This is a genomic window from Nonomuraea soli (assembly GCF_013761175.1).
Classification (GTDB): Bacteria; Actinomycetota; Actinomycetes; order Streptosporangiales; family Streptosporangiaceae; genus Nonomuraea; species Nonomuraea soli.
The window spans coordinates 1,152,665-1,178,519 of record NZ_JACDUR010000002.1 but is presented as its reverse complement, the minus strand read 5'-3'; the positions used below and the strand labels follow the sequence as shown (position 1 = coordinate 1,178,519).

Here is a 25,855-nt window from a genome sequence, read left to right as displayed (position 1 = left end):
TGCTGGACCTGCCCGGCGCTCCTCCAGCCGTGAGGTTGAGAAGTTCGGTGCCGTGGCCTTGGCCGATGACGCGGCGGGCGAAGCCTGCGGCGACACGTGCTGCGTAGTGAGACGACCAGCCCCTTGCCGGGGCCGCCGGATCCTACTCCCAGCTGACGCCGACCTGCCGGAAGCGCCACAGCTGGTTGTTTCCCGATCCGGGCCCGCCGCAGGTGGCTTGAATGACGTTGGCGCCGTGCTCAAGGCGGGCGTTGGCCACGTCCAGACAGCTTCCGCTGTGCCGGGCGCGGATGCGGGCGGTGCCGTCGATCTTCATGTATTCGATGCGCCATTGCTGGTTGTAGGCGGCCGGCCCGCCGCAGACGCCTTGAAGGACGTTGGCGCCGTGTTTGGTGCTGGCATGGGCGACATCGAGGCACAGGCCGCTGTGCCGGGCGATGAGGCGGATGTAGGTGCCGGAGGCGCCGCTGTCGACGATGCGCCACTGCTGGTTGTAGCCGGTGCCGCGGGGAGCGCAGGTGCCCTGGATGACGTTGGCGGCGTGCCCCGTTTTGGCGTGCGCCACGTCCAGGCACTTTCCGCTGTGCTGAGCCACGATCTGGTACCAGTACACCGGGCCGGCCGACGGCGTCGACGCCACCGCCGAGGCTGGCACGCAGAGCGTGCCAGCCAGCAGACCGGCTGACGCTACGGCTACGGCGAATCGCCTACCACTCATGATCGCTCCTGCGCTTCCTCGGTGATACGGGCTGAACTCCCTTAACATCACCGGCTCAGGCGCGATCGGTCATGAGTAACCCTGTACTCGGTTTTCGACTGCGGGGCCTTAAGGAGGGGAGCGGACCGGATGAGTGCTCCGCCGTTCCGCGGCAGGAGGCGATACTGCGGCTGACGGCGCAGACCCGTACTCCGACAGCTCCCCTCCACGTCACGACCCGACGGCCTGCCGTACCCCTGGCACCACCTCGCGGGCCCAGGCCGCGACGGCGTCCTTGGAGGCCGCCTCGTCGGGTGCGAAGTAGATGAACCCCGACGCGCCGTGTTCCAGCACCGCGCCGGTGAGCTCCTCGATCCACTGCCCGGCCGAGCCGCCGATCCAGCGGCCGTCGTGGTCGCGGGTGGCGGCCAGCGGGCGGGGGGTGATGACGCCGGGCAGGTTGTAGACGGTGCGCACCTGGCGGGGGTCGCGGCCGGCCTCCTCGGCGGCGCGGTCGATGATGGGGCGCGAGGTGCGGTAGCGCTCGCTGAGCCAGTCGGCGGCGTGCCCGGGGATCCAGCCGTCGGCGACGCGGCCGGTGACGGCCAGGGAGCGCGGCCCGTTGGAGCCGGTCCAGACCGGGGCGGGGGTCGCGGCGGCCGGTCGCAGCCCGTCGACGCGGTAGAACTCGCCGTCGAAGGTGACCGGGCCTCCGCCGCCCGACAGCAGGCGGACGAGGCGGATGCCCTCTTCGAAGGCGCGCACCGCCGCGGCGGGTTCCAGGCGGGGCACGCCCAGGCGCACGATCTCGTCCCAGGCGCCGCCCGCGCCCATGCCCAGCACCAGCCGGCCCTGGCTGAGCGCGGTCAGCGAGGTGACGGTGCGGGCCAGCATCGGCGCGGGCCGTAGCGGCAGGTTGGTGACGTTGACCAGGCCCGCGATGCGGTCGGTCCGGCCCAGTGCCATGCCGACCAGTGAGTAGGCGTCGAGCCGCGAGGCGACGTAGGGGTGGTCGGAGACGGAGAACACGTCGAGTCCGTCGCGGTCGGCCTGCGCGGTCAGCTCGAGAGTCTGCTGGGCGAGCGCGACCGCGGAGGACACACCGGCGCCGAAGGTGATCGTCATGTCAGCCCCCAAATAGTGGTTCGTGTCGCGAACCATATTTGTTCGTGACACGAACCGCAACCTCAGGTGCCGAGGATCTGGCCGACCGGGCGGCGGGCGCCCATCCGGGCCGCAATCGCCGTCAGCGCGCCCAGCGCCACCACGCACCCGGCCACCACCAGCGCCAGCTGCCACCACGGCGGCACGCTCACCGGGTCGTCGTCGAGCGCCTCGGCCAGCCCGATCCCGGCCACCACCCCCAGCAGCGCCCCCGCCAGCGCCGGCAGCACCTGCGCCGCCGCCAGGGCCGCGCCGACCTGGCCGGGACCGGCCCCCAGCGCCCGGGCCAGCGCCGCCGAGGCCCTCACGTCCAGCGCGGTGGCCCACACGATGCACACCGCGTTGACCGCCGCCTGCACCACCAGCAGCACGACCACCACGCCCAGCACCTGGTTGAGCAGGATGCGCGGATCGTCGCCCGGCGCCTTCTCGGCCAGCCGGTGCGCCTGCGTCGACAACACCGCCACGATCCCGCCCACCGTGACCGCGACCGCCGCCATGCCCAGCAGCGCCCGGCGCGGCCGGCGCGCGGCCAGCCGCAGCCCCAGCAGCAACGGCACCGGCAGCCGCGCCGACAGCGCGATCAGCCGCGAGGATCGGCGCGGCGGCGGCGGAGCGTCGGCCAGCGCGCGCACGGTGCTCGTGCGCGCGGCCCGCACGGCGGGCACCAGCGTGGCCAGCGTCGCCATCACCACCGCCGCGCCCACCACCACCGCGACCGTCAGCGGGCTCACCGGCAGCTGCGCGGGACCCGCCACCAGGCCGGGCCCCGGATCGACCAGCAACGGCGCCGCCAGCCGCCCGGCCAGCAGACCCGCCGCCGCGGCCGCCAGCCCGATCGCCACATGCTCGGCCAGCAGCACCGCCGCCACCAGCGCCGGGGTGCCGCCGACGGCCTTGAGCAGCCCCACCCGCCGCATCTGGTCGGCCATCCTGCCGCCCGCCAGCACCGCGATGCTCGCCAGCGCGATCATGCCGAGCAGCCAACCGGCGACGAACATGGCGTTCTGCTTCCACTCGGCGACCCTGGCGTGGCCGTACAGGATGTCCTGCGAGGTCACCACGGACAGCTCGGAGGCGCCCACGCCCACGTGCGCCGAGGCCAGCGCGAGGGCGGCCGACGGGTCGGCCAGCCGCAGGTACGTCACCTGCCCGACCGCCTGCCGGCCTCCGGCGACCTGCCACAGGTCGTCCTCGGTCAGCCACACCAGCCCGCCCATGCCCGGCAGCGGCGTGAACGCCGGCTCGACCTCGTCGATGGGCGGCGGCCCCAGCCGGGCCTGCTCCAGGGCCTGGCCGTAGCGGCACGGCGCGAAACACGTCTTGGGGTAGGGGTCGACCGAAGCGCTGAGCGCGATGCCGCTGACGGTGAAGGCGCGCCCGGCGAGCGTGACCTGCCCGCCGACGCGCACACCCAGGGCCTGGGCGAACCCGGACTCCAGCACCGCGCCGCCCGGCCGCGCCCATCGGCCCTGCGTCACCAGGGGCCGCTCGACCTGCGCCTGCGGCGTGTCGCGGCCCTGGACCCAGGCGGGGACGGTGGTGCCGCCCGCCGTCAGGCGCAGCTGCGTGTACGGGAAGGGCCCGCCGCGGGCGGCGACCGCGGGATCCTTCAGCAGCGCGTCGAGCGCGGGGGAGCGCGGCTGCGCCACGCTGGCCACCGCGTCCGGTCCCGCCGTGGCCCGCCGGGTGGCCGCGTACGGCTGGGCGGTCACGCCCTGCAGCACCAGGGCGATGGTCAGCGTGGCGGTGGCGGTGCCCATCGCCACCAGCAGCAGCGCCGCCTCGGCGGGCCTGCGGCGCAGATCCCGTACGGCCAGCCGGCCCAGCAGCAGCACCCGCCCGAGCGCGGGTAATCCTTCGGCGTTCACGAGCCCTACCTAACCGTTAGCCCCATAAGCTAACCGTTAGCCATCCGGTAGCCGTCCGGGGGGGCCATCCGGGGGCCGGGGAGTCGCCCCCCCGGCCCCCGGCGGCCCTCACCCGGCAGGGGCGTAACCGGCGGGCCTGGTGGTGAACGTGCCACGGCCCTGACTGCGGCTACGCAGCCGGGTGGCGTACCCGAACACCTCCGCCAGCGGCACCAGCGCGCTCACCACGACCGCGCCGGGACGGCTCGTGGTGCCCAGGATGCGGCCGCGCCGCGCCGCCAGGTCACCCAGCACGCCGCCCGCCCACTCCTCGGGCACCGCCACCGTCATCTCCGCCACCGGCTCCAGCAGCACCATGCGGCACTGTTCGAGCGCCTGACGCAGGCCCAGCCGCCCCGCCGTACGGAAGGCGAGCTCGGAGCTGTCCCTGACGTGCGTGGCGCCGTCGGTGAGCGTCACCCGCACACCCTGCACCGGGTGGCCGCCCAGCGGGCCCGCGGTCAGCGCGTCGCGGCAGCCGGCCTCCACCGCGCGCACGAACTCGCGCGGCACCCGGCCGCCGGTGACCGTCGAGGCGAACACGAAGTCCTCCTCGCAGGGTTCGACGTCCAGCACCACGTGGGCGAACTGGCCGGCGCCGCCGTCCTGCTTGACGTGCCGCACCACCAGCCCGCTGAGGCCGGAGGCCGGCCTCTCGCGGTAGGCGACCTGGGGCCGCCCGACCGCCAGCTCCAGCCCGGCGCGGCGCATCGTCTCGACGGCGACCTGCAGGTGCAGCTCGCCCAGGCCCGACAGCAGCCGCTGCCCGGTCTCGGCGTCGGTGCGCACGGCCAGCGACGGGTCCTGCTCCACCAGCCGTGCCAGCGCCGTGGCCAGCCGTTCCGACTCGCCCGCCCGCCTGGTCTCGATCGCCACCGACACCAGCGGCTGGGCGGCCTGCGGCGGTTCGAGCAGGACCGGCGCCTCGGGCGCGCACAGCGTCGTGCCCACCCGAGCGCCACGCAGGCCCGCGACCGCGACGATGTCACCGGCCTCGGCCTGCTCGGCCTCGGTGTGGCGGTCGGCCTGCACGCGCAGGATCCGGCCGATGCGCTCGCGGCGGCCGCTACCGGCGTCCAGCACCGTCTCGCCCCTGCGCAGGGTGCCGGTGTAGACGCGCACGAACGCCAGGCGTCCGGCCAGCTTGAACACCAGCGCCGACAGTGGCCGCCCGGCCTCGCCCTCGGGGCCCGGCAGGAAGGCCGCCACGGCGTCGAGCAACGGCTCGATGCCGCGGTTGCGGTAGGCGGACCCGCACAGCACCACCACGGCCGAACCCGCCAGGGTCAGCTCGCGCAGCGCCGCGTGCAGCGTGGCCGCCGACAGGGCGCCGGTGGCGTAGAACTCCTCCAGCGCCCGCTCGTGCAGCCCGGCCACCGCCTCCTCCAGGCCCGCGCGGCGCCGTACGGCCTCGGCGGCCAGCTCGGGCGGCACCGGGCCGTCGGCCAGGACGCCCGTCTCGTCCCACCGCAGCGCCCGCATCGTCAGCAGGTCGACCACGCCGGTGAAGCCGTCCTCGCGCCCGATCGGGAACTGCACCGGCAGGGGAGCCGGGTGCAGGCGTTCGCGGATCGAGGTGACGGCGGCGTCCAGGTCGGCGCCGGCGCGGTCCATCTTGTTGACGAACGCGATGCGGGGCACGCCGTGCCGGTCGGCCCGGCGCCACACCGCCTCGCTCTGCGGTTCGACGCCGGCGACGGCGTCGAACACCGCCACCGCGCCGTCCAGGACGCGCAGGCTGCGCTCGACCTCGTCGGAGAAGTCGACGTGGCCGGGGGTGTCGATGAGGTTGACACGCACCTCGCGCCAGGTGCAGCTGACGGCGGCGGCGAAGATCGTGATGCCGCGTTCGCGTTCCTGGGCGTCGAAGTCGGTGACGGTGGTGCCGTCGTGGACCTCGCCGCGCCGGTGGGTGGCGCCGGTCAGGTACAGCACACGTTCGGTGACGGTGGTCTTGCCGGCATCGACGTGGGCGAGGATGCCGATGTTTCTTACTTCGCGGACAGCACGCATGGCTGTGACAGGTCCTTTCGAGCAAGGATCTGGACAGGACAGCGCGATTGACGGCCCCCGGGTCGAGGGGGGCCGAGCCGGTGTCGGCCGCGCAGCCGCTACCGGGCTGCCGGAGAGATCAGGATCACCTCGTGGCGATGCCGGGAAACGCGGGCGACGCTCAGGTACGGCACGGCGTTCTTCCTCCCGCTCGGCCACGGATGATCAGGGGGCGAGCATAACCACACCCGCCCCGGCCGGGGAAACGATTTACCGGGCGTCCAGCGCGTGCAGCGTGGAGGCCAGCAGGGCGGCCCGGTCGATCCCGGCCAGCCGCAGCGCCCGCGGCACCACGCCGGTCTCGGCGCGCACGATGCCCAGCAGCACGTGGACCGGCGTCCCGCGGCGTCCGGCGCGCGCGGAGAAGCCGCGGTGCAGGGCGGTTCGCGCCGTGGCGCCCAGGGCGGGGCGGCGCGGGGCGGCGGGCCTGGGCACGTGCAGGCCGCCCAGGGCGATCCCGGCCGCGGCCAGGCTCAGCTCGAACTCGCGGTCCAGCGCCTCGCGCAGCCGTCCGTGGTCCAGCTCGAAGGAGGCCAGCACCTCGGCGGCCGCGCCGCCGGGCAGCGCCGTCATGGCCAGGAGCAGGTGCTGGGCCTCGATGGTGGGCGCGGCCTCGGCGCGTGCCTCGCTCTCGGCCTTGGTCAGCATCGCCCGCACGTAGATCCCGATCGCGCTCATGTCGTCAACCGTAGATGACGACCTCCAGGCGCGTCAACTTTAGTTGACGTTCAGTGTTACGTACGATGTGGGTGATCCTCGCCCGTCATGGGGCAGGGGGAGGACCGCACTGTGGTTTTCCTCAGGATGAAGACGGAAGTACGCCCCATTACCCCTGGATCACGGAATTTCTAACGTCATCACATGAGCACTTCAATCGCCGACTGGGCGACCGGACTGATGGAGAGCCTCGGCGCGCCCGGGGCCGGACTCGCGATCGCGCTGGAGAACCTCTTCCCGCCCCTGCCGAGCGAGGTGATCCTGCCCTTGGCCGGCTTCACCGCCGGACGCGGCGGCATGAGCCTCGTCGAGGCCCTGGTGTGGACGACGGTCGGCTCACTGGTCGGCGCGCTGGCCCTGTACGGCATCGGCGCCGCCCTGGGCCGCGAGCGCATGCTGCGCATCGCCGAGAAGCTGCCCCTGATCAAACCCTCCGACATCGAACGCAGCGAGGCCTTCTTCAACCGCCACGGCGGCAAGGCCGTCTTCTTCGGCCGGATGATCCCCATCTTCCGCAGCATGATCTCCATCCCGGCCGGGCTGGAACGCATGCCGCTGCCCCGCTTCATCCTCCTGACCACCGCCGGCAGCGCCCTGTGGAACACCGCCTTCGTCATGGCCGGCTACCTGCTCGGCGAGAACTGGGCCCTCGTCGAGGGCTACGTGGGCATCGCCACCAACGTCATCATCGGCCTGGTCGTCCTGGCCATCCTCGTCTTCGTCGGCGTGCGCCTGGCCGAGCGCAGCAAGGGCGAGCATGCCCGCCGCGACTAGGCTGCTGGCCTCCGTCGCTCTGGGCGCCCTGACCACCCCCCTCGACCTGCTGCTGGTGCTGGCGGCCCTGCTGCGCCCCAAGGCCCTCACCAGGCCCGCGGGCGCGCTGGCCGGATGGCACCTGCGCCGCCTGCGCCTGGACGACGACCTCGGCGCAGGCTCTCCCGGCCAGGTGCGCGAGCAGGTCCGCCGCTACCTGGCCATGCGCTGGCCGGTCGGCCTGCTGGGCGCGATCGTGCTCGCCCTGCTGCTCGTCGGCCTGGCCACCGCCGCCCAGCTCGCCTGGGCCTGGAGCCGCGGCGAGGCCGTCGACGGCATGCACCTCAGCCCCGGCCTGGGCGCCTACGTCGCCGTCGGAGGGTTCGTCCTGCTCTTCCTCAACGTCTGCGGCATCGTCGGCGTGCACGCCCTCGACACCGAACTGGCCCGCCGCCGCCTGGGCCCCGCCTCCACCGAGGCGCTGCAACGCCGCATCGCCGAGCTGGCCCACACCCGCTCCGCCATGCTGGCCGCCGTCGACTCCGAACGCCGCCGCATCGAACGCGACCTGCACGACGGCCTGCAGCAGCACCTGGTCGCCCTGGCCATGCTCATCGGACGCAGCCGCCGCCCCTCCTCCGACCCCGCCCTGCTCGCCCAAGCCCACCAGCAGGCCCAGCAGGCCCTGGCCGAGCTGCGCGAGGTCGCCTGGCGCATCTACCCCAGCGGCCTGGACAGCCTCGGACTGGCCGACGCGCTGCAGGGCATGGCCGAACGCACCCCGCTGCCGGTCACCATCCGCTGCGACCTCGGCACCCGCCCGCCTCGCGCCGTCGAGGCCGCCGCCTACTTCGTCGCCAGCGAGGCCATCACCAACGCCGTCAAACACGCCGGCGCCACCCACCTCACCATCGACGTCACCACCCACACCGCTCCGCAGAACGGGACCGCCCGCGTGCACGTCACCATCCGCGACGACGGCCGAGGCGGCGCCGACCCGTCGGGCACCGGCCTGTCCGGACTGGCCGGACGCGTGGCCGCCCTCGACGGCGCCTTCCACCTGTCCAGCCCCGCCGGCGGGCCCACCACCATCACCGCGGTGCTGCCATGCGCGTGATCCTCGCCGAAGACTCCACGCTCCTGCGCGAAGGCCTGGTCCGCCTGCTGTCGGAGGAAGGACACCAGGTCCTGGCCGCCGTCGGCGACGGCGAGCAGCTCCTGGCCGCCGTCGACGCCGACCAGCCCGACATCGTCGTCGCCGACGTGCGCATGCCTCCCGGCCACACCGACGAGGGACTGCGCGCCGCCCTGCGCATCCGCACACGCTGGCCGCAGGTCAAGGTCCTGATGTTGTCGCAGTACGTCGAGAAACGCTACGCCGCCGAACTCATGAGTTCCGACGTGTCCGGCGTCGGCTACCTGCTCAAGGACCGCGTCGCCCAGGTCTCCGACTTCCTCGACGCCCTGGAACGCGTCGGCGCCGGCGGCGCCGCCTTCGACCCCGAGGTGGTACGGCAGCTGCTGTCGCGCACCACCCAGACCGACCCCCTCTCACGCCTGACGCCCCGCGAACGTCAGGTGCTGGAGCACATGGCGCAGGGCCTGACCAACGCCGCCGTCGCCGAGGCCCTCTTCGTGTCGCAGAGCGCCGTCGAAAAGCACGTCAACGCCGTCTTCGACAAGCTCGGCCTGGCCCACACCAGCGGCTACAGCCGCCGCGTCCTGGCGGTCCTGCGCTTCCTGGAGTCGTGACCGCCTTCCTGGGATCGTGACCGCCTTCCTGGAGTCGCGATCGCCTTCCTGGAGTGACCGCCCAGGAGCTTCGCGCACTGTCGGTGGCGCCTTCTAAGGTGGCGCCTTCTAAGGTGGCTGCGTGACCTCCGCGATCAGCCTGCGCGCACTCAACCGCGCCACCCTCGAGCGCCAGCTGCTGCTGCGCCGTCACCCCATGCCCGCCCTGCAGGCCGTCGAACACCTCGTCGGCCTGCAGGCCCAGGCTCCCTTCCCGCCCTACTTCGGCCTGTGGTGCCGCCTGTCCGGCTTCGACCCCGACCACCTGTCGCAGCTGCTGCTCGAACGGCAGGCGGTGCGCATCGTCCTCATGCGCGGCACCGTCCACCTCGTCAGCGCCGACGACTGCCTGTTCCTGCGCCCCCTCATGCAGCCGCTGCTGACCCGCTACCTGCAATCGGCCTACGGCACCCGCCTGGCCGGCGTGACCCCCGAGGAGGTCCTGGCCGCCGGTGAGGAACTGCTGGCCGCCGGTCCGGTCACCGCGGCCGCTCTGGGCACCGCGCTGGCCGAGCGATTCCCCGCCGCCAAGGCCGCCGACCTGGCCCAGATCATGCGCAGCCTCGCCGCGCTGGTGCAGGTGCCGCCGCGCGCCGTGTGGGGCAAGGCGGGCCAGACCCGCTACGCCACCGCGCAGGAGTGGATCGGCCGCGCCCTGCACACCGACCCCTCGCCCGAGCTGCTGGTGCGCCGCTACCTGGCGGCGTTCGGCCCGGCGAGCGTCGCCGACATGCAGGCCTGGTCCGGCCTGACCGGGCTGCGCGAGATCGTCGAGCGGCTGCGCCCGCAGCTGGTCACCCTGACCGGCCCCTCCGGCACGGAGCTGTTCGACCTGCCCGGCGCGCCCCGCCCCGGCGGCGACGTGCCGGCGCCGGTGCGGCTGCTGGCGCCCTTCGACAACCTGCTGCTCAGCCACGCCGACCGCACCCGCGTCATCACCGACGCCCAGCGCAAGCGCGTCATCACCATCAACGGGCAGGTGCTGGGCACCGTCCTGGTCGACGGGTTCGTGGCCGGCACCTGGAAACGCGACAAGGGCGTGCTCACCGTCGAACTCGACGACAGCCAGCCGTCCGCCGTCGTGGAGGAGATCGAGGCCGAGGCGCGCTCCCTGCTGGCCTTCGCCGAGCCCAAGGCCGCCCACGAGATCCGCGGCCTGGCATGATGGATGCTCTGATGGACGAGCACGAGGCGAACAGCGCGGTGGTGGCCGCCGCGCTCGAGACCGGCGCCGGCCCCGAGCGGGTCTTCGACGTGCTCGTCGACTGGCCGCGTCACGCCGAGTGGATGTTCCTCACCTCCGCCCGGGCCCTCACCGGGGGCGGGCGCGGGGTGGGCTCGTCGATCGTGGCCTTCACCGGCCTGGGGCCCGTCGGGTTCTCCGATCCCATGACGATCACCTCCTGGCGGCCGCCCGAGCTGATCGTCATGGAGCACACCGGGCGCGTCGTGCGGGGCGTCGGCGTCATCCGGGTGCGGGCCCTGCCCGGCGGCGGTTCGCGCATCATCTGGGCCGAACGCCTGCACCTGCCGTACGGCAGGGCGGGCCTGGCCGCCTTCAGCCTGGCCAAGCCCGTCATGCGGGCGCTGGCCGTGCACTCCCTGCGCAAACTCGCCCGCCTGGCCTCCTGAGCCGCGCGCGGATTCGGTGCTACGCGGGCTGGGCGGCCCGGTGGCGTTCGGCGGCCGCGGCGGCGAAGGCGCCGATCACCGGGTGCGCCCGGCGTCCGTCACCGGCCAGCTCGGGCTGGAACAGCGTCAGCACGTAGAACGGGTGGCCCGGCAGCTCCGCCGCCCGCACCTCGCCCTCGTCGTCGTGGCCGACGAACCGCAGCCCGTGCTCCTGCAGCACCGGCAGATAGTCGGCGTTCAGCCCGAACGCGCAGTGGTAGCGCTCCAGCGTCCGCTCACCGCCCATCAGCCGCGCCAGCCGTGAACCGGCCGCCAGCCGTACGGGCGCCTCGTGACCGGCCAGCGAGCACGCCAGCGGCCGGATCAGCAGCCCGTCGCCGCCCTCCGGCGTGTTCTCGCCGTGGGCCACCCGCAGCCCGCACACGTTCCTGGCGAACTCCAGCACCGCGTGCTGGAAGCCGCCGCACGTGCCCAGCAGCGGGATGCCGAGCTCGCGCGCGGTCCGCGCTGCCTGCACCGCCCCCTGCTCGCTGCGATACGGGCTGCCCGGCACGATCCACACCCCGTCGAAGCCCGACAGGTCGCCGACGGTGTCGGTGGGGATCCAGTAGGCGTCCAGCGTCAGCCCTTCCTGCTCGCGCAGGGCTTGCAGCAGGACGGGGATGCGGCCGTGGGCGCGTACGGCGGGGGAGCGGTCGCCCACCAGGGCGATGCGGGGCTGTGTCATGCCTCTATCCTGGCCACACCCGCCCGATCAACTCCAACGATGATTCGCCATCTGCCCATTAGGAGCGCTGATGGAGACGCACCTGCTGCGGACGTTCGTGACGGTCGCCCGTCTCGGCTCCTTCTCCGCGGCCGCCGAGGAGCTCGGCTACACGCAGTCGGCCGTCTCCCAGCAGATCGCCGCGCTGGAGCACGACCTGGGCGTGGTGCTGCTGGCCCGCAGGCCCGTCGCGCCGACGGCGGCGGGGGAGCGGCTGCTGGAGCACGCCGGGCCGCTGCTGCTGCGGGTGCAGGCGGCCCGCGCCGACGTCACCCGCGCGATCAGGCCGCACGGGCCGGTCCGGCTGGCCCTGACACCGCTCGCCCTCCCCCAGCTCACGCCCCAGCCCGCCGCTACTCAGCCCGCCGCCTTCCAGGCCGCTACTCAGCCCGCTGCCTTCCAGTTCGTCGTGCCCCGTGGGGTCGCCATCAGCGTGCACGTCACCGACGCCGAGCACGCCGCACGCCTGGTCGCCTCCGCCGAAGCCGACCTGGCCCTCGTCGACGGCATCGCCGCCCCCACCGACCCGCTGCCCGCCCCCGCCACCGCGCCCCTGCACGCCCAGGGCGTCGCCGAACACCCCCTCGTCATCGCCCTGCCCGCCGCCCACCCCCTGGCCGGGCGCCCCGCCCTCGACCTGGCCGACCTCGTCGACGCCCTGTGGATCGACGCCCCCCAGATCTGCGGCCCCCTGTCCCGCCTGCGCGCAGCCTCAGGACTGGACGGTTTCCGCACCGGCCTGCACTACACCGGCTGCGACACCCGCACCCTGCTCACCCTCATCGCCGCCGGCCACGGCCTGGCCATCCTCCCCGCCGGCGCCGCCCAGCATCCGCATGCCGTACAGGGCGTCCCCCTGGCCGGGCCGCGCCTGGTGCACCGCGTCGAGCTCCTGCACGGCGGCCACCTGCCGCCCGGCCCGGCCGCCACCCTCGCCGAGCACCTGGCCTCGGCCCTCGCCTGACCTCAGCGCGCCGGCGCGGCGTCGAAGGCGTCCAGCAGCACCTCGTTGGCCGCCAGTCCGGCGGTGACGCCCAGGCGCGCGACCGGCTGGGCGCCTGGCCAGGTGTGCCCGGCCCCGCGCAGCGTGTACAGCTTCACGCTCACCCCGCCTCGGCATCCCGACCACCCGGAACCGGCCTTGCGGCAGCCCATGGCCGTCGCCCACGCCGCGACGCTGTCGGTTACCGGCCGCAGGTTGATCATCTTGCCGAGCTCGCGCAGCCGCCCGGTCCGCTGCGAGAACGGATGGCCGCCCTTGAACGGCACGATCGTGTCGTCGGTGCCGTGGAAGGCCACGATGGTCGTCGGCCGCGCCGTCGCGCACGGCGGGATGATGTTGACGCCCGCCACCGGCGCCACCCCGGCCAGCCGCCCCTCCAGCCCGCAGATCAGTCCCATCGACATGCCGGCGCCCATCGACATGCCCGCGGCGAACTCCCGCCGCCCGTCGACGCACAACCGCCGCTCCAGCAGGTCCAGCACCGCCCCCAGGAAGCCGCTGTCGTCGGGGCCGAACAGTCCCGGCAGGCCCCAGCCGAGCCGGTCGGGCGCGGCGTCGGGGGTGGCGACGATGTAGCCACGGGCGGTGGCCCGCTCGGCCAGGCGGCTGTAGCCGTTCTGCTGCAGGGCGTTGCTGCCCAGGCCGTGCAGGTTGAGGATCACCGGCCGAGGGCCGTCGTGGCGGGGCAGGGCCAGCAGGGAGGTGCGCTTGACCCCGTCGTGCTGGATCGTGTGCCGCCCGGCCTTCAGCCCTTGACCGCCGTCGCACCCACCAGGGGAACTCCCGGGCGTGATCACAGTGGTCGGCTGTGCCGTCGGCTGCGTCGTCGGCTGCGTCGTCGGCTGTGCTGTCGGCTCACTCACGGTGCACCCGGTCAGCGTCACGAGCGCCACGACCGGACCCAGCAGCATGCCGTAGCGCACGTCCCGACCTCCCCATCGCCTGCTCGCAGTGTGCACCGTCGCGGCGAAGATCGCGCCGCTCGCCCTATCCTGGAGCGCGTGCAGCCCGAGCGCCCGCGTCCCGTCCAGCTCAACGCGATCCTGGAACGCATCACCTTCCAGAGCGAGGAGACGGGCTACACCATCGCCCGGGTGGCCACCGAGCGGTCGGGCCCCGACCTGCTCACCGTCGTCGGCCCGCTGCTGGGCGCGCAGGTCGGCGAGTCGCTGCGGCTGGAGGGCCGCTGGGGCTCGCACCCCAAGTACGGCCGGCAGTTCGAGGTGTGGTCCTACCAGACGGTCCTGCCCGCCACCATCCAGGGCATCCAGCGCTATCTCGGCTCCGGACTGATCAAGGGCATCGGCCCCAAGATGGCCGAACGCATCGTCGCCCACTTCGGCACCGACACCCTCGACGTCATCGAGAAGAGCCCGGAGAAACTCGTCGAAGTCCCCGGCCTGGGCCCCAAACGCACCAAGATGATCGCCAAGGCCTGGGACGAACAGAAGATCATCAAAGAGGTGATGATCTTCCTGCAGGGCGTCGGCGTCTCCACCTCCATCGCCGTGCGCATCTTCAAGCAGTACGGCGAAGCCTCCATCACCGTCGTCAAGAGCCAGCCGTACCGGCTCGCCGACGACGTGTGGGGCATCGGCTTCAAGACCGCCGACACCATCGCCCAGGCCGTCGGCATCCCCCACGACAGCCCCGAACGCGTCAAGGCCGGCCTGCGCTACACGCTGTCGCAGGCCGCCGACGACGGCCACTGCTACCTGCCGGCCCCCAACCTCGTCGCCGACGCCGTCAAGATCCTCGACGTGCCCGCCGACCTGGTCGCCGCCTGCCTGGAGGAGTCGATCACCGCCGAGGAGGTCGTGCGCGAGAGCGTCCCGGCCGGCGACAGCGCCGTCCCCGCCATCTACCTGGTGCCCTTCCACCGCGCCGAGCAGAGCCTGGCCGCCACCCTGCTGTCCCTGCTGCACAACCGCCACGACCGCCTCAAGGCCTTCCACGACGTCGACTGGGCCAGGGCCGAACAGTGGCTGCACGGCCAGACCGGCGCCGACCTCGCCCCCGAACAGCGCCAGGCCGTACGGCTGGCGCTCACCGAGAAGCTCGCCGTCCTGACCGGCGGCCCCGGCTGCGGCAAGTCCTTCACCGTGCGCTCCATCGTCTTGATGGCCCGCGCCCGCAAGGCCAAGGTCATCCTCGCCGCCCCCACCGGACGGGCCGCCAAACGCCTGGCCGAACTGACCGGCCACGAGGCGACCACCGTCCACCGCCTGCTGCAGCTGCGGCCCGGCGGCGATGCCACCTTCGACCGCGACAACCCCCTGCAGGCCGACCTCATCGTCGTCGACGAGGCCTCCATGCTCGACCTGCTGCTGGCCAACAAGCTCGTCAAGGCCGTGCCGCCCGGCGCGCACCTGCTGTTCGTCGGCGACGTCGACCAGCTGCCCTCGGTCGGCGCGGGCGAGGTACTCAAGGACCTGCTCGCCGCGCCCGACATCCCCCGCGTCCGGCTCACGCAGGTCTTCCGCCAGGCGGCGCAGTCGGGTGTGGTCACCAACGCCCACCGCGTCAACGACGGCCGCCACCCCGTCCTGGAGGGCATGAACGACTTCTTCCTCTTCCCGTGCGACGAACCCGAGGACATCGCCGCCCTCACCGTCGACGTCGTCGCCCGCCGCATCCCGCGCAAGTTCGGTCTCGACCCGCGCCGCGACGTGCAGGTCCTGGCGCCGATGCACCGCGGGGCCGCCGGGGCCGGGGCGCTCAACCTCGCCCTGCAGGACGCTCTGACCCCCGCCCGCGACAACCAGCCGGAACGCCGCTACGGCGGCCGCGTCTACCGCGTCGGCGACAAGGTCACCCAGCTGCGCAACAACTACGACAAGGGCGCCGCGGGCGTCTTCAACGGCACCGTCGGCGTCGTGGTCGACATCCGGCCCGAGGAGTCGAAGCTGACCGTCCTGACCGACGAGGACGAGAACGTCGACTACTCCTTCGACGAGCTCGACGAGCTCACCCACGCCTACGCCGTCTCCATCCACCGCTCCCAGGGCAGCGAGTATCCGGCCGTCGTGGTGCCGCTGTCCACCAGCGCGTGGATGATGCTGCAGCGCAACCTGCTCTACACCGCCATCACCCGGGCCAAGAAGCTCGTCGTCATCGTCGGTTCACGCCGCGCCCTGGGGCAGGCGATCCGCACCCGCGGCGCCGGCCGCCGCCACACCGGGCTCACCCACCGCCTGTCGCCCGGCTGACTCCCTGGCTGACCTCCTGGCCGGCCGGGTGGCCGGCCTGCCGGTTGACCCACCGTCTGCCCAGGCGCTGCGCGGGCGCCTCCACCCACCGCCACGTCAGCGCGCTCAACCCCAGCAGCGCCGCCACCGCCGCCGCCAGCACCGCCAGCCGTACGGCAAGCGGGCCGTCCTCGGCCACCACCTGGCGTGCGGCCTGCAGCAGCAGCGGGTGCAGCAGGTACAGCGAATACGACACCACGCCCAGCCACGCCGTCCAGGCCGGCACCGCGCGCCGGCGCAGCCCCATCGCCACCGCGAACGTCACCCACGCCGCCGCCACCGCCAGCGCCTCGGCCATCCGCTCACGCCCCGGCGGCATCAGCCCCCAGCCGAGCGCCAGCGCCACCCCCGCGACCGGCACCAGCAGCGTCCACGCCGCCCGCCGCCACGGGATCTGCCCCGACTCCGCGCGCCACAACGCCGTGCCCGCGAACATCGTCGCCAAGATCAGCAGCCCCGTGTGCGGATAGGGATACTCCTGATTGACCCCCAGCACCACCACCAGCGCCCCGATCAGCACCAGCGCGCCCGCCCGCCGTACCCTCGCCCCTCCGGCCAGCACCGCGCCCAGGCCCGCCCCCAGCACGCCCACCACCGCCAGCGTCGCCGCCAGCATCCGGCCGGACCCGCCCGCCGACAACGCCGCCCACGGCAGCCCCGCCACCGCGCCCGCCACCGCCGCCCCGCCCAGCGCCAGCGCCCACGTCACGCTGCGCCCCTGCAGCCCGAGCGTGAACAGCGCCGTCACCAGCAGGTAGAACACCATCTCGAACGACAGCGTCCACAGCACGTTGACCAGGTTCGCCCGGTTCAGCAGATCCTGCAGCATCGTCACGTGGCCCACCGCCATCGCCACCGGCCGCTGCCCCCACCACTCGTGCACGCCCACCCAGCCCAGCGCCGCCAGCAGCACGCTGCCGGCCACGCACACCGCCCACAACGGGTACAGCCGCATCACCCGCGAGATCCAAAAGCCCCGCACGCTGCCGCGCCGCTCCAGCGACGCCGGCACGATGTAGCCGCTCACCAGGAAGAACACCATCACCCCGAAGGTGCCGAACGCGAAGCGGTCCTTGGGCACCTCGCCCAGCAGCGGGTCGATGGCGTGCTCGAACACCACCACCAGCGCCGCCACCCCGCGCAGCGCGTCGAGCCACGCCAGCCGGCTGGTGCGGGCCGGAGCCGTAGGGGAAGCGGCAGTCAGCATCCGGTCATCGTAATTGACCATGCCCTGACTGCGGCGAGTGATCGAAATGTGACTGAACTCTCCAGAAGCTTGCAGCGTCACACAAATAGGAGCATTAAGGTTTGGCATGCACATGGCATGCCTGGGGGAGAGGGTGGCAGTGAAGTTTGCGCACGGTTGGCGGAAAGGCGTCGCTCTGATGCTGCTCGCGGCGGCGACAGCGGCGTGCTCAGGCACCAACGCGGCCACCGGGAACGGTCCCGGCACCGCGGGCCAGGCCGCCACCTCGACCCCCACCCCGCAGGGCCCCGTCATCAAGATCAGCCCTGCCGAAGGTAAAGCGAACGTCAACCCCGAGAAAAAGGTTGTCGTCGCCGCCATCGGCGGCCCGCTCGACGAGGTGAACCTCCAGGCCGACGGCCAGAGCCTGGAAGGCGCCTTCAACGCCGACCGCACCAAGTGGGTCTCCAGGACGCCGCTCAAGCCGTCCACCAGCTACACCGTGGCCGCCACCGCCGGCCCCACCACGCAGCAGGCGACGTTCACCACCGCCAAGCCTGCCCGGTCACTGACCGTCATCGACGTGACCCCCGCGGTCAAGGGCGAGAAGGTCGGCGTGGGGGCGCCGATCATCGTGCGCTTCAACACCGCCGTCACCGACAAGAAGGCCGTCGAGCAAGCCCTGCAGGTCGAGGCCGAAAAGCCCGCCGAGGGCGCCTGGCGATGGATCGCCGACGACCAGGTCATCTACCGCACCGCCAAGTACTGGCCCGCCCACCAGACCGTCACCTTCACCGCCGCCATCACCGGCGTACGCGGCGGCAAGGGCCTGTACGGCACCGCGGACATGACCAAGACCATCGAGATCGGCGCCAGGCGCATCTCCACCCTCGACGTGCGCAAGAAGGTCATGTACGTCCGCGAGGACGGCAAGCTCGTCCAGACCATGAAGGTCTCGGCCGGCAACGCCACCACCCGCGAATACACCACCACGTCCGGCGTGCACCTGACCATGGAGGCGGTCAACCCGGTCTGGATGGAGTCGCCCGGCCGCAAGAAGGGCGACCCCGGCTACTACAAGGTGCTCATCAACCACGCCGTGCGCATCTCCAACAGCGGCGAGTACGTGCACGCCAAGGACAACGTGTGGGCCCAGGGCGTGCGCAACGTCAGCCACGGCTGCGTCAACGCCCGCCCGGACCAGGCCAAGTGGTTCTACTCCAACAACCAGCGCGGCGACATCGTCGACATCAAGGGCACCAACCGCAAGCTGGAGTGGAACAACGGCTGGGGGTTCTGGCAGCTGTCGTTCAAGGAGTGGAAGAAGGGCAGCGCCCTCGACTAGCTCGTGAGGAAGCCCGCCAGCAGGGCGTTGACCTGCTGCGGGGCGTCCTCGTGCACATTGTGTCCCGCTCCTGGCACGACGTGCACGGTGGCGGCGGGGATGCGCCTGCCGTAGTCGTGGGCGTAGGAGGCGGGCAGCCACTGGTCCTGTTCGCCCCAGATCACCAGGGTGCGGGCGCGCAGCCGGGCCAGAGCGGCGTCCGTGGCGGTGTAGTCCTGGGTACGGGCCAGCCGGACGAACGCCTCCCGCTTGTCGGGGCGAGACAGCCAGTGCCAGGTCTCGTCCACGACCTCGGCGGTGACGCGGTCCTGGCGGGCGAAGGCGGTGCGCAGGCTCTTCTCGAAGTCGGAGCGGCCCATCAGCTTGACCGCGAGCTCGCCGACGACGGGCACGGAGAACAGCCGCGTCTGCGAGGCCAGCGGCTTGTCCAGCCCGGGGGAGTCGAGCAGGGCCAGCCGCTCGACACGGCCCGGGTTGTGCTCGGCGTAGTAGAGCGACCAGGCGCCTCCCCAGGAGTGGCCCACCAGGGAGACGGCCGGCAGCCGCGCCGCGTCCAGGAACGTTCCCAGGGCGCGCGCCATCGAGGGGATGTCGTAGGCGAACTCCCCCTTCACCGTCGTGTAGCCCTGACCGGGAAGGTCGACGGCGTACACGGTGTGCTCGCGGGCCAGCTCCGGGATCGTGTCGCGGTAGGAGTAGAGCCACTGCGCGCCGCCCGCCACCAGCACCACCGGAGAACCGCTGCCGGTCTTGCTGTAGTGGAAGCGCGCCAGGGCGGTGTCGAGGTAGCTGCTTTCGTACGGCGAGCGGTAGCCCTCCACGGCGGCCGGCTGCCAGCCGTACGCTCCGAACAACGTCACGGCCACCAGCACCGCGACCAGCGCCGTCACCCATCGCACCCAACGCCTCATGATCATCCTTAGGGGTGAGGAAAGTGTCACCCCGTCAGGACGGGGCGGGCCGGTCGTTTGTGACAGCGCCTGTCGTCCACGGGCGCAGTTTGTCGGGGTTGCGCACCACCCAGATGCGCCTGATCCGCCCACCGGCCACGTCGAAGGCGTACACGGCCACCGTCGTGCCGGCATGCTGGGCGACCAGGCCGGGCCGGCCGTTGACGGTGCGCTCGGCCATCGTCAGGCCCGGCGCCGCAGCGGCCAGGCCGATCAGCAGCCGCGCCACCCGCTCGCGTCCCTCGACCGGGTCGAGCACGGCGCTGACGAGCCCGCCGCCGTCGCCGGTGGCCTTGACGTCGGGGTCGAGGACGGCGATGAGGGCGGCGATGTCCTTGGCCTGCCAGGCCCGCCGGAACGCCGCCACGACGCCGGCGTCGCGCGCAGCCGTGGGCACGGCGGCGCGTGCGTTGGCGGGGTCATGGGCGGGGTCATGGGCGGGGGTGTTGGAGCGGGCGGCTGCGGGGACCGCTGGGGGAGCGGCCGTGGAGCCAGCCGTGGAGCCAGCCGTGGAGCCAGCCGTGGAGCTGGCCCCCGGGCCGGTCGCCGGGCCGGTCGCCGGGCCGGTCGTGGTGGGGGCCGTGGAGCTGGCCCCCGGGCCGGTCGCCGGGCCGGTCGTGGTGGGGGCCGTGGAGACGGTCGCGGAGACGGCCGAGGTGGTGAGGGTGGTGCCGGGGCGGGCGTTTCGAAGGCGGCGGCGGGCCGAGGAGGCCAGCTGGCGGCATGCGGCCGGAGTCCGGCCCACGATCTCCGCCACCTCGGCGAAGCTGTAGCGGAAGACGTCGTGCAGGACGAACGCCACCCTTTCCGCCGGCGTCATCGATTCGAGCACGACGAGGAAGGCCATGTTGATCGACTCGTCGAGGGTGACCTGATCGGCCGGGTCGGCCCCGGAGAGCCGCCCTGCGGCCCGTTCGGCGGGCGCGGGCAGCGGTTCGGGGATCCACGCGCCCACGTAGCGCTCTCGGCGGGCGCGGGCCGAGGCCAGCAGGTTCAGGCAGATACGGCTGGCGACGGTCGTCATCCAGCCGCCGACCGACTCGACGGCTTCGCGCTGCGTCCGGGGCAGGGCGTACCAGCGCAGGTAGGTCTCCTGGACGACGTCCTCGGCCTCCGACAACGAGCCGAGCAGCCGGTAGGCGAGGTTGATGAGCCGCCGCCGCTCGCTCATGATCGCGTGCAGGCTCGGGTCGTTGACGGTCATGGGTGTCGCGGCCTCCTGGTCGTGACGTTCGCTGACACCTCTACGACAAGACGGCGCCCCGGAATGTGAGCCGGCCCCGCCTGACATCTGGCCGGGCTGTCTTGTCGTAGAAGTCGCAAGCGTCCACGACACACCGCCCGGAAGGACCTCAGGCGACCATGCAACCCGTCAACGCCGCGATCATCTACTACAGCGCCACCGGCACCGTTCACGCCCTGGCCCAGGCCGCCGCCGAGGGGGCGCGGAAGGCGGGCGCGACGGTGCGTCTGCGCAAGGTCGCCGAGAGCGCCCCGCCGGAGGCGATCGCCGCCAACCCCGCCTGGGGCCGGCACCTGGACGACACCCGTGACATCGCCGTGGCCGGCCACGACGACCTGGACTGGGCCGACGTGGTGCTCTTCGGCACCCCCACCCGCTTCGGCAATCCGGCCAGCCAGCTGCGGGCCTTCATCGAGACCACCGGGCCGCTGTGGTTCCAGGGCAGGCTCGCGGGCAAGGTGTACTCGGCCTTCACCGCCTCCAACACCCCCCACGGCGGGCAGGAGTCCACCCTGCTGGCGCTGGGCAACACCTTCTACCACTGGGGCGGCGTCATCGTGCCGCCCGGCTACACCGATCCCGTCCAGTTCGCCTCCGGCAACCCCTACGGCACCTCCCACGTGGCCGGTGACGGCCCGCCCACCGACGTGATCCTGCAGGCGGCCCGACACCAGGCCCGGCGCGCCGTCGACATCGCCGCGGCACTCAAGGCCGGACGTCCAGTCTCATAATCAAATCTCTCTATCTTTAGTTTTTGAGATGGCGGTACATGGTCGCCCTCGACACCTCGAACCGGGCGGCCACCTCCTCCACCCCCAAGCCGCCGGCGTGCAGCTGCCTGGCCTGCACGATCTGCTCGTCCGACAGCAGGGCGGGCCGCCCGCCGTTGCGCCCCCGGGCACGCCCGGCCACCCGGGGAGCGGGCGGCGCGTCCAGCAACGCCCTGGCGCCGTCCAGGATCAGCGCCCGCAGCCGCTCGGCCGGCTCGTCACGGAACAGCAGCACCGGATCGGCCAGCCCGGCCACCACCTGGCAGGCGCGCACCCGCTCCTCCAGCCCGCCCCCCGGCCCCGCCACCAGCTCGTTGGCCAGGGCTATCGCGGTGCGGAAACGGTCGGCGACAGGCGCCTGCACCAGCAGCGTCATATCCCTGACCAGCATCGTGAGCGTCTCGCGGTGGCGCAGGTGCACATCGACGTAGCCCTCGATGGCCCGCCACCGCACCCCCTCGGCGTCCTGCCCCGACTCGGCGGCGGCCAGGACCTCCTCCAGCTCGTCCAGCAGCGGCACGGTCAGCCGCCGCAGGATCTCCTCCTTGGAGTCGAAGTGGTAGTACAGGGCCGCCTTGGTGATGCCCACCTGGTCGGCGATGGACTGCATGGACGTGGCGCGGTAGCCGCGGGCGGCGAACAGGGTGCGCGCCGCCTCCAGAATCCGCTGAGGCGTCATCGATCTCACTTACCTACGGTCAGTTCAGTCGCTAGAGTACCTACCGGCAGTCAGTCTATTTCGCCCGAGGATGATCTGTATGCCCTCCGACGTGTCCTTCACCGCCGACGGCGTCCGCATCGCCGGCCGCCTCTACCTTCCCACCGACTCCGCCGACTCCACCGACCCCTCCGACTCCGCCGCCGGGAGCGGCCCCGTGCCGTGCGTCGTGTTGTGCCACGGATTCAGCGGCACCATGGACCGCCTCTACGACTACGCCGAGCGCTTCGCCGCCGCCGGATTGGCCGCCCTGGTCTTCGACTACCGCAGCTTCGGCGCAAGCGACGGCAGCCCACGCCAGGTGCCCGACATCGACGGTCAGCTCACCGACATCCGCGCCGCCGTCGCCTTCGCCCGCGCCCACCCCCGCATCGCCCCCGGCAGCGTCCTGCTGTGGGGCAACTCGCTGGGCGGCGCCCATGCCATCACCGTCGCCGCCGGCGACCCCGACATCGCAGCCGTCGTCGCGCAGATCCCGTTCAACGGCTTCCCCAAGAAGGTCGAAGGCCGCTCCACCGGCGACACCCTGCGCCTGCTGGGCGCCATCGTCTGGGACGCCCTGCGCGGAAAGCTCGGCCTGCGCCCCCACTACATCCCGATGGTGGGACACCCGGGACAACTCGCCGTCACCGCCACTCCCGAGGCCGAACACCACATCGCAACCCTCACCGGCGGCCAGAAGAGCACCCTGTGGCGCAACAGCGTCGCCCCCCGCGCTCTGCTGGGCATGATGCGCTACCGGCCCGCCGAGGCCGCCGCCCGCCTGAGCTGCCCGCTGCTGGTCTGCGTCGCCGCCGACGACCGCGAGACCCCGCTCGAAACCACCCGCGAACTGGCCGAACGCGCCCCGCACGGCGAACTGCGCGCCTACCCGGGCACCCACTTCACCTTCTACACCGACCCCGCCTTCCGCGACCGCGTCGTCGCCGACCAGATCGACTTCTACCGTCACGCCACCGCGAAAGTGTGATCGCCATGGAGCCCAGCACCGTCCTGCTCGGACGTCAGGCCGAACTGACCGTCATCGACGACCTGCTCGCCCGCCGCACCGGAGTGCTGGTCGTCCGCGGCGAAGCCGGCATCGGCAAATCCGCCCTCCTCGCCCACGCCCAGGCCACCGCGGAGGGCGCGGCACCGGCTCCTTCGGCGGTTCGTTCAACGGCGGATGTCCGCGGGGTCGGCGTCGATGCGGTGGGCGAAGGCGGTGCGGGCGCCACTGCGGCGGCCCGTCCCGCGGCCCCTTCTGCGTCCCGTCCCGCGGCCGATGCGGCGGTCCCTTCTACGGTCTCTTCTGCGGCCGATGCGGCGGCGGCTGCGCAGGCGAGGGTGCTGAAGGTGACCGGCGTGGAATCGGAGTCCGACCTGCCGTTCGCGGCCCTGCACCGGCTGCTGCGCCCCGTCCTGCGCCACGCCGAGTCGCTGCAGCCCCAGCAGGCGGACGCCTTACGCGGCGCGCTCGGCCTCGGCCGCCCCGCACCGGGCGACCGCTACCTCGTCGGCCTGGCCACCCTCAGCCTGCTCGTCGACCTGTCGACCGAAGGCCCGGTCCTGTGCCTCATCGACGACGCCCACTGGCTGGACGGCGAGTCGGCCGACGCGCTGCTGTTCGCCACCCGCCGCCTGTACAACGAACCCGTCATGGTGCTGCTCGCCGCCCGAGACCCCTTCCCCCTGACGGACCTGCCCGAGCTGCGACCGGGAAAGCTGGAACCCGACGCCGCCCGGCAGCTCATCGCCCGGCGGGCCGCCGACCTGCCGCCCGCCGTCCGCGACCAGATCGTCGCCGAAGCCCAGGGCAACCCGCTGGCCCTAATCGAGCTGCCCCGCATGCTCACCCCCGAGCAGCGCGCCGGCACCCTCGTCCCCCTGTTCTTCTCCGTCGGTTCTGCGACGCCGGTGACCGACCGGGTGCTGGGCGGCTTCCGTGACCGGATCGCGGCGCTGCCCGAGGCCACCCGCTCCTGCCTGCTGGTGGCCGCCCTGGATCACGGCAACGCCCTGGATCACGGCAACGCCCTGGATCACCATGAGCGACTCACCCCGGTGACACCCTCGACCCCGACGCCCTCGACACCCTCGCCCGCGCCGCCGCCCGGCTCGGCGCCTCCCTCGACGACCTCGCCCCGGCAGAACACGCCGGCCTCGTCCGCGTCACCACCGCCGGCGTCGCCTTCCACCACCCGCTCGTACGCAGAGCCGTCCTGCTGGCCTGCGACATCGCCGCCCGGATGGCCGCCCACCGCGCCCTGGCCCAAGCCGTCGACGACGACCGCCGAGCCTGGCACCTGGCCGCCTTCACCCCCCACCCCGACGAGGAGGTCGCCGGCCAGCTGGTCGAGCTGGCCGTACGCGCCCGCCTGCGCGGCGGCCAGACGGCCGTGTCGGCGGCCTACGCGCGGGCGGCGCAACTGTCGGCCGACCCCGCCCGCGCCATCCACCGGTGGACCGCCGCGGCCGAGGCCGCGGCGGAGGCGGGCCTGTGGCGGCGCACGGCCGACCTGGTCGACAAGGCCGTGCGCCTCACCGAAACAACCACCACACCCGTCCCCGGCTCCGTCGCCGCCCAGCTCGCCGCCGTCCGCGCCAAACTGGCCGTCGAAGCCGACCGCCCCCTGGACGCCGTCCGGCTGCTGCACCAAGGCGCCCAAGCGACCACCGACATCCCCGCCAAGTTGTCCCTGCTCGGCCTGGCCGGCTACTACACCTGGGCCAGCGCCACCCACCCCGACCAGCAGGCCCTGGCCCGCCGTACCGAAGAACTCACCCCGGCAGGGGAGGGGCTGCCCGCCGTGGTGCGCTCCATCAACACCGCCTTCCGCCTCATCCTCGAAGGCCAACCCGTCGACACCCACGCCCACCTCACCCCCGCCCCCGCCGATCACGTCCCACCCGAGCTGCGCTTCCTCATCGCCTTCCAGTCCCTGCACCGCGCCGACCGGACCGGCATGCTCAGCGACGCCGCCGAACTGGCCGGCAGCTGCCGCGCCCAGGGACGCCTGGGACGCATGCCCCAGGCGCTGACCCTGCTCGCCATCGCCCAGCTGCTCGACGGCAGGCATCCCGCCGCCCGCGCCACCGCCGCGGAAGGCATCGCCCTGGCAGCCGACCTCGGCCAGCCGTTCTGGCGCGGCTACCTGGCCGGCGTCCACGCCTGGCTGTCGGCGCTCGCCGGAGACGACCACCAGGTGGCTGCCCTCGCCGACCAGGCCGTCCACGCCGCCGACCACCGCAACTGGATGCCGGGAGCCTGCTGGGCGCAGTGCGCGCGCGTGATGCTCGACCTCGGGCACGGCCGCCACGACGCCGTCCTGGCCCGGCTGGACGAGGCGATGGCCGGACCCACCCGCCACGCCTTCATCTGGCGCTACCTGTGGCCCGACCACATCGAGGCCGCGATCCGCGTGGGGGACAGGCGGCGCGCGGGGGAGCGGCTGGCCGCCTACGCGCAGTGGGCCGAGGCCACCGGCCGGGCCACGCCGCTGGCCGCCCTGCACCGCGTCCGCGCCCTGCTGGCCCCGAACACCACCGCACCCGCGCTCTTCGAACGCGCCCTGACCCTGCACGCCGACGAGCCGCAACCCTTCGACCAGGCGCGCACCCGGCTGCTGTACGGCGAATGGCTGCGCCGCCACAAGAGCCGCGCCGAAGCCCGCACCCACCTCCACGCCGCCATGGAGGCCTTCGACCGGCTCGCGGCCACCCCCTGGGCGGCCCGCGCCGCCGCCGAACTGCGCGCCGCCGGCTACGCCCTGCCCGACCGGGCCCGCCCCGCCGACCCGCTGGCCGTCCTGACCCCACAAGAACTGCAGGTGGTACGGCTGGCCGTCACCGGCGCCTCCAACCGGGAGATCGGCGCCCACCTGTTCCTCAGCCCGCGCACCGTCGCCTCCCACCTGTACAAGGCCTTCCC

At 73.2% G+C, this 25,855-nt stretch carries 24 protein-coding genes and 1 pseudogene; 11 read left to right on the top strand and 14 right to left on the bottom strand.

The features are described from left to right. Positions 1–142: 142 nt before the first annotated feature. From HNR30_RS12595 to HNR30_RS12575, 5 genes are all read right to left on the bottom strand, one after another. The gene (locus HNR30_RS12595; protein ID WP_181609937.1) at positions 143–718 is read right to left on the bottom strand and encodes an RICIN domain-containing protein; all 576 of its coding nucleotides are present in this window, start codon (positions 716–718) and stop codon (positions 143–145) included. Between the two features lie 210 nt (positions 719–928). Next, positions 929–1,822, bottom strand: a complete 894-nt coding sequence (locus tag HNR30_RS12590) for an LLM class flavin-dependent oxidoreductase (RefSeq protein WP_181609936.1) — start codon at positions 1,820–1,822, stop codon at positions 929–931. A gap of 62 nt (positions 1,823–1,884) precedes the next feature. Next, entirely contained in the window at positions 1,885–3,732 is a 1,848-nt protein-coding gene (locus HNR30_RS50090) for an FtsX-like permease family protein (protein ID WP_220133425.1), read from the bottom strand. A gap of 108 nt (positions 3,733–3,840) precedes the next feature. After that, positions 3,841–5,784, bottom strand: coding sequence for an elongation factor G (gene fusA / locus HNR30_RS12580; RefSeq protein ID WP_181609935.1), 1,944 nt, complete (start codon positions 5,782–5,784; stop codon positions 3,841–3,843). Positions 5,785–6,033: 249 nt separating this feature from the next. Further along, the gene (locus HNR30_RS12575; RefSeq protein WP_181609934.1) at positions 6,034–6,501 is read right to left on the bottom strand and encodes a Clp protease N-terminal domain-containing protein; all 468 of its coding nucleotides are present in this window, start codon (positions 6,499–6,501) and stop codon (positions 6,034–6,036) included. Between the two features lie 183 nt (positions 6,502–6,684). Between HNR30_RS12575 and HNR30_RS12570 the strand changes: the two genes are divergently transcribed. The 5 genes from HNR30_RS12570 (at position 6,685) to HNR30_RS12550 (ending at position 10,716) form a co-directional block, all read left to right on the top strand. Next, entirely contained in the window at positions 6,685–7,314 is a 630-nt protein-coding gene (locus tag HNR30_RS12570) for a DedA family protein (protein ID WP_181609933.1), read from the top strand. Then, positions 7,298–8,410, top strand: coding sequence for a sensor histidine kinase (locus HNR30_RS12565; RefSeq protein WP_181609932.1), 1,113 nt, complete (start codon positions 7,298–7,300; stop codon positions 8,408–8,410). Before HNR30_RS12570 ends, HNR30_RS12565 begins: the two co-directional genes overlap by 17 nt. Beyond that, positions 8,401–9,045 carry a response regulator gene (locus HNR30_RS12560; protein ID WP_181609931.1) on the top strand — a complete coding sequence of 215 codons (645 nt, stop codon included), beginning with the start codon at positions 8,401–8,403 and terminating at the stop codon, positions 9,043–9,045. Before HNR30_RS12565 ends, HNR30_RS12560 begins: the two co-directional genes overlap by 10 nt. A 121-nt stretch (positions 9,046–9,166) precedes the next feature. Continuing rightward, a complete protein-coding gene (locus tag HNR30_RS12555; protein WP_312894371.1) occupies positions 9,167–10,249 on the top strand; it encodes a winged helix DNA-binding domain-containing protein in 1,083 nt (360 codons plus the stop codon). 11 nt (positions 10,250–10,260) lie between these two features. Continuing rightward, the gene (locus HNR30_RS12550) at positions 10,261–10,716 is read left to right on the top strand and encodes an SRPBCC family protein (protein ID WP_181609930.1); all 456 of its coding nucleotides are present in this window, start codon (positions 10,261–10,263) and stop codon (positions 10,714–10,716) included. A 19-nt stretch (positions 10,717–10,735) separates the two neighbouring features. Here HNR30_RS12550 and HNR30_RS12545 read toward each other — a convergent pair whose 3' ends face one another. After that, positions 10,736–11,443 (bottom strand): CTP synthase C-terminal region-related (seleno)protein, encoded by a 708-nt coding sequence (locus HNR30_RS12545; protein WP_181609929.1) that lies wholly within the window; start codon positions 11,441–11,443, stop codon positions 10,736–10,738. Positions 11,444–11,513: 70 nt separating this feature from the next. Here HNR30_RS12545 and HNR30_RS12540 point away from each other — a divergent pair, with 70 nt between their 5' ends. Further along, a complete protein-coding gene (locus tag HNR30_RS12540) occupies positions 11,514–12,446 on the top strand; it encodes a LysR family transcriptional regulator (protein ID WP_181609928.1) in 933 nt (310 codons plus the stop codon). 2 nt (positions 12,447–12,448) lie between these two features. Here the strand turns inward: HNR30_RS12540 and HNR30_RS12535 are convergent, their stop codons facing one another. Beyond that, entirely contained in the window at positions 12,449–13,408 is a 960-nt protein-coding gene (locus tag HNR30_RS12535) for a CE1 family esterase (protein ID WP_181609927.1), read from the bottom strand. 78 nt (positions 13,409–13,486) lie between these two features. Here HNR30_RS12535 and recD2 point away from each other — a divergent pair, with 78 nt between their 5' ends. Next, positions 13,487–15,694 carry an SF1B family DNA helicase RecD2 gene (recD2, locus tag HNR30_RS12530; RefSeq protein ID WP_312894370.1) on the top strand — a complete coding sequence of 736 codons (2,208 nt, stop codon included), beginning with the start codon at positions 13,487–13,489 and terminating at the stop codon, positions 15,692–15,694. Here recD2 and HNR30_RS12525 read toward each other — a convergent pair. After that, positions 15,669–16,940: an acyltransferase family protein gene (locus HNR30_RS12525; protein WP_181609926.1), complete on the bottom strand. Its 1,272-nt coding sequence runs from the start codon at positions 16,938–16,940 to the stop codon at positions 15,669–15,671. The genes recD2 and HNR30_RS12525 overlap by 26 nt on opposite strands. Positions 16,941–17,118: 178 nt before the next feature. On the opposite strand from HNR30_RS12525, the gene HNR30_RS12520 reads away from it, so the two are divergent. Continuing rightward, complete coding sequence (locus HNR30_RS12520; protein ID WP_181609925.1) at positions 17,119–18,264, top strand: L,D-transpeptidase; 1,146 nt, start codon at positions 17,119–17,121, stop codon at positions 18,262–18,264. Here HNR30_RS12520 and HNR30_RS12515 read toward each other — a convergent pair. Both HNR30_RS12515 and HNR30_RS46745 read right to left on the bottom strand, forming a co-directional pair. Beyond that, positions 18,261–19,175: an alpha/beta fold hydrolase gene (locus HNR30_RS12515; protein WP_181609924.1), complete on the bottom strand. Its 915-nt coding sequence runs from the start codon at positions 19,173–19,175 to the stop codon at positions 18,261–18,263. The genes HNR30_RS12520 and HNR30_RS12515 overlap by 4 nt on opposite strands. Positions 19,176–19,209: 34 nt before the next feature. Next, entirely contained in the window at positions 19,210–20,418 is a 1,209-nt protein-coding gene (locus HNR30_RS46745; protein WP_220133424.1) for a sigma-70 family RNA polymerase sigma factor, read from the bottom strand. Positions 20,419–20,576: 158 nt separating this feature from the next. On the opposite strand from HNR30_RS46745, the gene wrbA reads away from it, so the two are divergent. Beyond that, positions 20,577–21,188, top strand: a complete 612-nt coding sequence (gene wrbA / locus HNR30_RS12505; RefSeq protein ID WP_181609923.1) for an NAD(P)H:quinone oxidoreductase — start codon at positions 20,577–20,579, stop codon at positions 21,186–21,188. Between the two features lie 16 nt (positions 21,189–21,204). Here the strand turns inward: wrbA and HNR30_RS12500 are convergent, their stop codons facing one another. Further along, a complete protein-coding gene (locus HNR30_RS12500; protein ID WP_181609922.1) occupies positions 21,205–21,906 on the bottom strand; it encodes a TetR family transcriptional regulator in 702 nt (233 codons plus the stop codon). Positions 21,907–21,985: 79 nt separating this feature from the next. On the opposite strand from HNR30_RS12500, the gene HNR30_RS12495 reads away from it, so the two are divergent. After that, a complete protein-coding gene (locus tag HNR30_RS12495) occupies positions 21,986–22,915 on the top strand; it encodes an alpha/beta hydrolase (protein ID WP_181609921.1) in 930 nt (309 codons plus the stop codon). Here HNR30_RS12495 and HNR30_RS47640 read toward each other — a convergent pair. The 3 genes from HNR30_RS47640 to HNR30_RS49195 all read right to left on the bottom strand — a co-directional run bounded on the left by HNR30_RS47640 (position 22,894) and on the right by HNR30_RS49195 (position 24,122). Further along, complete coding sequence (locus HNR30_RS47640; RefSeq protein ID WP_246378035.1) at positions 22,894–23,052, bottom strand: hypothetical protein; 159 nt, start codon at positions 23,050–23,052, stop codon at positions 22,894–22,896. The genes HNR30_RS12495 and HNR30_RS47640 overlap by 22 nt on opposite strands. Before the next feature lie 702 nt (positions 23,053–23,754). Further along, positions 23,755–23,973: a hypothetical protein gene (locus tag HNR30_RS47635; protein WP_181609920.1), complete on the bottom strand. Its 219-nt coding sequence runs from the start codon at positions 23,971–23,973 to the stop codon at positions 23,755–23,757. After that, positions 23,967–24,122: a hypothetical protein gene (locus HNR30_RS49195; protein ID WP_181609919.1), complete on the bottom strand. Its 156-nt coding sequence runs from the start codon at positions 24,120–24,122 to the stop codon at positions 23,967–23,969. The genes HNR30_RS47635 and HNR30_RS49195 overlap by 7 nt, the downstream gene beginning before the upstream one ends. 51 nt (positions 24,123–24,173) lie before the next feature. On the opposite strand from HNR30_RS49195, the pseudogene HNR30_RS50085 reads away from it, so the two are divergent. Further along, positions 24,174–25,835: pseudogene (locus tag HNR30_RS50085) on the top strand (LuxR C-terminal-related transcriptional regulator); the annotation flags it as partial. Positions 25,836–25,855 lie beyond the last annotated feature (20 nt).